5 protein-coding genes are annotated in these 5,142 nt (G+C 72.5%); all 5 read right to left on the bottom strand.

The annotated features are described in order from the left end of the window. Positions 1-392, bottom strand: a 392-nt coding sequence (locus tag K4G64_RS38195; RefSeq protein ID WP_221760452.1) for a phage tail protein, incomplete at its 3' end; no start/stop codon positions are given. A gap of 28 nt (positions 393-420) precedes the next feature. Next, positions 421-2,382, bottom strand: a complete 1,962-nt coding sequence (locus K4G64_RS38190) for a putative baseplate assembly protein (protein ID WP_221760451.1) — start codon at positions 2,380-2,382, stop codon at positions 421-423. Further along, the gene (locus K4G64_RS38185; protein ID WP_097223223.1) at positions 2,382-2,822 is read right to left on the bottom strand and encodes a GPW/gp25 family protein; all 441 of its coding nucleotides are present in this window, start codon (positions 2,820-2,822) and stop codon (positions 2,382-2,384) included. The genes K4G64_RS38190 and K4G64_RS38185 overlap by 1 nt, the downstream gene beginning before the upstream one ends. Positions 2,823-2,868: 46 nt before the next feature. Continuing rightward, the gene (locus K4G64_RS38180) at positions 2,869-4,776 is read right to left on the bottom strand and encodes a VgrG-related protein (protein ID WP_221760450.1); all 1,908 of its coding nucleotides are present in this window, start codon (positions 4,774-4,776) and stop codon (positions 2,869-2,871) included. Continuing rightward, positions 4,776-5,142, bottom strand: a 367-nt coding sequence (locus K4G64_RS38175; RefSeq protein ID WP_221760449.1) for a LysM peptidoglycan-binding domain-containing protein, incomplete at its 5' end; no start/stop codon positions are given. The genes K4G64_RS38180 and K4G64_RS38175, both read right to left, overlap by 1 nt.

Raw genomic sequence — 5,142 nt, 5'->3', positions numbered from 1 at the left:
AGCCGCTGCTGCGGGCCGCCGTGGCCGCCGCCGCTCTCCGTGATCTCGGGCTCCACGCCGAACGCCAGCCGGACCGCCTCGGACAGCCCGCGCCGGGTGCCGCGGATGCGGTGCAGATACGCGGCGGCGGCCACGGCGGCCCGCAGCAGCGGCTCGGGTTCGTCGCCCTCGGTCTCCGCACCCACCCAACTGCCCAGCCACTGGGTGAAGTCGAGCGGGGCGAGGGACGGGCGGAAGTAGGTGTCGAGACAGTCCAGCACGCTCAGGATCGGCGCGACCACGTCGTCGAGCCCGCCCACGAACCGCTGGGCCAGATCGTCGTCGGCGAACACGGCCGGCAGCATCCCGCCGATCGGCGCGGAGGACCCGAGACCGTCGATGGAGCCCCTCATGCGCCGCTCCCCTCCGAGAACCGGCCCCTCACGACCCGTCCCCGATCACCCGGACGCGGTGGTCGAAGGAGAACACCAGCGACGGCGCCGACAGGTCGATCCGGTCCGTCGGCTCGCCGCGCTTGCCGGTGAGCGGGTCGGCGGGGTGCAGGGTCACCTCGTCGACCAGCTCGACCCCCGGCACGCGCTGCAGCACCGCGAACACCTCCCCGGCCTGGACGGGCCGCCCGAACGGCCAGCCCGTGCCGTTCGCACCGCCGGTCAGCGGATCGAGGTGCCGGTACAGGGCGTCGTGCGCCTGCCGGCGCACCCGGTCGGTGTCGACGCCCCGGAAGGCGTGCACCGTGGCCACGACGGTGACGCCCTGGTAGTACGGCGGGCCGACCGCCAACCGGGTGCCGATCAAACGCCGTTCGTCCAGGTGCCGGGTGATGCGGTCCAACAAGGCGTCACCGGGCACCAGTTGCTCGAAGCGCAGCCGGCCCCCCGGGTCGGGCACGGCCTGCGGCACCACCAGGACCCGGACCGCGTAGGCCCCGTGCTCGCCCTCCTTGCCCTCCAGGCACGTGATGCGCGCCGTCTCCGGGGCGGCGCGGCGGGCCAGTTCCTCGTAGTCGCGCAAGGTCACGGCCCGCTCCTGGGCGCGCAGCGTGATCGGCGCCCGGACCTTCGCCTCCTGCACCGTCTCCCCGTCCACCCCGCCGCGCGCGGCCTCGCGGTTGACGACCTCGGAGACGTACGGGATGGAGGTGCGCAGGATCCGCACCGCGCCGCGCGCCACGTTGCCCGCGCGGCCACCGCCCGTGCGGTAGCGGCGGGCCCGCACGGGGGCGCCCTTGGGGGCGACCGTCCCGTACTGCCGCAGGGAGCCGTCGGGTTCGCGCACGGCCGGGCCGAAGGCGATCTCGCCGGTCGTGGCGTCCAGGGTGATGTGCCGGTCCCGCGGCCCGGAGGACGCGAAGTTCGGGACGACCCGCCAGTCCGCCCAGCCGTCGTGCTCGGCGGTCTGCAGCAGCACCGGCGGATCGTCGCCGACCACCGGCGCGTGCGCGAGCCGCAGCCGCTGTCCCGGCAGCCCGGTGGACTCCCCGAGGGCCTCGTCGTACACCGTCTCCGCGTGGACGGCGCCGGTGGTGCCGCCGATGGTGAACGCCTCGGCGGCCCGCACGGTGGGCGAGGTCGTGTAGAAGGGCTGGTCGGGCAGGGGGTCGGTGACGCGGCAGCGCAGCCAGCCCGCCTCCTGGCCGGCGTTGCGGGACAGCACGTGCCCGCCGGGGACGTGCAGGACGACCTCGCCGGGCCGGTTGAGGCCGCCGGTGCCGTCCCGGTCCACCTCGCAGGGCTGCCAGCCGTCCGCGGTCCACGCCTCCCACACCAGCGGCGGCTGCCGCGGGTCCACGCCGACGCCGTCCACCCGGCTGTCCAGGTCCAGGGCGACGGCGCAGTGCGGTACCGCCGCCGTCAGGCCGAGCAGCATGGCGTCACCGGGGCCGGGCGACTCGGCGAAGCACAGCAGGTCCTTGTCCTCCTCGGCGAGGTCGTGCGTCCGGTCGACCACCGGCTCGCCCCGGTGCTGCACCAGCAGATGACGCAACGCGCAGGGCACCACCGCCAGTTCGCGCTCGGTCGCGAAGACGACCGCCTCCTCACTCTCGGTGCGCAGCGTCGCGACCTCCGTGCCGACCGGCACCCGCACCGGCTCCTCCTGCGGCGCCGACAGCCAGAACGTCACATCCGTGCGGGCCGCGGACGGCGGGAACAGGGTGATCCCGACCAGGTCCAGGAACGCCAGATGGTTCTTCTCCGGCACCCGGTTCAGCCGGTAGACGATCTGGTCGGCCATGTGGGCCACCGTCTCGACGAGGGTGACGCCGGGGTCGGAGACGTTGTGGTCGGTCCACTCCGGGGCGCGCTGCTGGATGTAGCGCTTGGCGTCGTCGACGAACTGCTGGAAACGGCGGTCGTCGAGGTTGGGGGAGGGCAGGGCCATCAGCGGTCGCTTTCGGGGGCGGTGCCCGCGCCGGGGGCGTCGGGCTCCTCGTGGGACGGAATGACGTAGAACGGGAAGACCAGGCTGCGCGGGTTGTTGGTGCCGCGGATGGAGTAGCGGACGTCGATGTAGAGCACGCTCTGGTCCCCGCCGGCGGTGACCTCGACGTCGTCGACCTCGATGCGCGGCTCCCAGCGGTCCAGGCTGACGTACACCTCGTGCTGGATGCGGCCCGCGGTCTGCTCGTTGACCGGCGCGAACACCAGGTCGTGGATCGCGCAGCCGAAGTCCGGACGCATCGGCCGCTCGCCCGGCGCGGTCGACAGCACCAGCCGGATCGCTTCCTCGACCTCCCGCTCCCCGCTGACCAGGGCGATCCCGCCGGTCGGCCCGATGCGCAGCGGGAACGACCAGCCGGAGCCGACGAACTGCTCGGCCATCAGAACACCCTGTCTTTCCTCGTCGGTCCTGGTCTCGCGACGCCGGTCATGGGATCGGCATCGGGACGGGGATGGTGGTGACGCCGAACACCTTCGACCCGATGAGCGTGGTCGGTGCCTTGATCGTCGTGTTGACGAGGGAGTTGATCTGTACGGTGCCGCCGCCGGTGAGGTTCGCGACGCCCTTCGCGTCCAGGTTCAGGGCGCCGAGCGCGTTCACGCTGATCGCCCCGGCGGCCCGCACATTGACCAGACCGCCGCCCTGGATGGTGAGCGGACCGCCGCTCTTGATGCTGAGACTGCGCCGGGCGCTCAGCGAGAGATCGCCGCCCGCCTCGACCGACACCGAGCGGCTGCCCTTGATCGTCACCGAGCCCTTGCTGTCGACGGTGATCTCGGTCTTCGTCCGGTCCAGGTTGATGGTCAGCTGCTTGTCACCGGTGACGAGCCGGACGCCCTGCTTGCGCAGGCCGGTCTTCTGGCTGAGCAGGTCCATCCGGTTGCCGTCCCGGTCGGAGACGGTGTGCCGGCTCGCCTTCTTGCGGACGGTGTCGTGCAGCGGCACATCGCCGACGGTGGTGGGCTTGTCCCGCCCGTTGTAGAGCCCGCCGATCACGAACGGATGGTCCAGGGCACCCCGGTCGAACGCGACCAGCACCTCGTCGTTGACGTCCATCGGGAACACCCCGCCGCCGCCCAGACCGCCCAGTTGCACGGTCCGCGTCCAGTCGCTGACGTAGGTGTCGTCCAGCCACGGGAACTGCAGCCGCACCCGCCCTTGCTTGAGCGGGTCGTTCACGTCGGTGACGAGGGCGTTGGCCACGCCGGGCAGCCGGGGCGCGGCGGGCGTCCCGCCCGAGGCCAGCCCGAACAGCGAGCGCCACTGCCGTCCGCTGACCGTCACCCACGCCTCGTAGTGCCTGCCGTCGCCGAAGTCGTGCCGCACCGAGGTGACGGTGTACTTGCCCTCGAAGGGCACGCCCACGTCCGCCAGCGCGACCGGAACTCCGGGGCGCAGCTTGGGGTTTCCGCGCGCGACGACCTCCAGCTCGGCGAACGAGCCGGTGACGTCGTCGGCGAGGGCGTCGGCGGCGAACTTCACCTCGCTCTGCTTGTCGTAGGGCGTGCCCGTCTCCACGAGCGTCGCCGCTTTGAACTTCCCCGCCGCCGCGCCCGGGGTGGTGCCGATGGCGATGCCGGGGTTGGCGGTCGCGGGCGCGGTGGCGGTCAGCTTCTTCTTCGTCGTCACGTCCCACCCGCGCGACTCGACCTTGGCCACCTGGTCGGCGGCCGTCACCGCGGCCCGCAGGCGCAGGATGTCGTGCCCGCCCTGGAGGACGAACGGGCTCTTGTCGCCGTCGGTGTTCGGGGAGGGCGCGCCGGACGCCGACTTGGGCCGCACGAACTGGAACGTGCCGTCCGCGTCCACCGACATGACCATCTCGTTCTCGTCGGCGAGCCGCGCGAGGAAGTCCCAGTCGGTGACGTTGGACTGGCTGATGAACTCGTACACCGTCTTGGTCGACTCGATCCGCCCGATCGGCACACCGTCCTTGCCGGCGAGCTTGCGGGCGATGTCCGAGGCGCTCTGGTTGCGGTACGCCGCCACCCGGCGCTGGCGCAGCAGGCGGTGCCCGAAGTCGTAGCCGCGGACGACGGTGTAGCTGCCGGTGCCGTCGTAGTCGGCCTCCAGGCCGGTGACCTCGCCGGTCAGCAGCGGATCGGCGGCGCCCTCGCCGTCGGCCACCGGCGCGAACACCACCTCGGTGCCGAAGGTGATGCCCAGCTTGCCCAGCAGCAGCCGGTACGGGTCGCGGAACGTCAGCCGGAACGCGGCCGGGACACCGACCCCCTGGTCGACGTAGCTCTCCACCAGGTCCGGGACGAACTCGGGCGGCAGCGGGGCGCCGCCGATCTTCACGTCGACGACGCTGACGAACGAGGACTGCACCATCAGGAACGCACCTCCTCGGTGGCGGGCAGCACGAGTTCGACACCGGTCGGCAGCCGCGAGGGGTCGTCGATGCCGTTGGCCTCGGCGATGGAGCGCCAGGCGGCCGCGTTGCCGTACTCCCGCCAGGCCAGAGACTGCAGCGAGTCGCCCGCCACGACCCGGTGCACGCGCTGCGCGGTGAGGGCGCCCGAGGTCGGGTTCTGCCCCTTGGTCTTCATCGGGATCTCGTGCAGCTGCACCCGGCAGGTGGCGCGGATGGGCACGCCCGTCGTCGAGAACAGCGTGTAGTCGGCCGACACGGAGCTGACGTACGCCGTGAACCGGGCCGTCGAGAACGACCCCCACTGGAAGACGACCCACGGCGGC

Origin of the sequence: Streptomyces sp. WAC04114, from assembly GCF_019733245.1 — a bacterium.
GTDB classification, from domain to species: Bacteria; Actinomycetota; Actinomycetes; order Streptomycetales; family Streptomycetaceae; genus Streptomyces; species Streptomyces massasporeus_A.
The sequence above is the reverse complement of the archived record's forward strand: the minus strand, read 5'-3'. Positions and strand labels throughout refer to the sequence as shown.

Coding starts and splice junctions, on each gene's coding strand:
- K4G64_RS38185 (WP_097223223.1), bottom strand. CDS start 2,822: ATGGCCGAGCAGTTCGTCGGCTCCGGCTGGTCGTTCCCGCTGCGCATC.
- K4G64_RS38190 (WP_221760451.1), bottom strand. CDS start 2,382: ATGGCCCTGCCCTCCCCCAACCTCGACGACCGCCGTTTCCAGCAGTTC.
- K4G64_RS38180 (WP_221760450.1), bottom strand. CDS start 4,776: ATGGTGCAGTCCTCGTTCGTCAGCGTCGTCGACGTGAAGATCGGCGGC.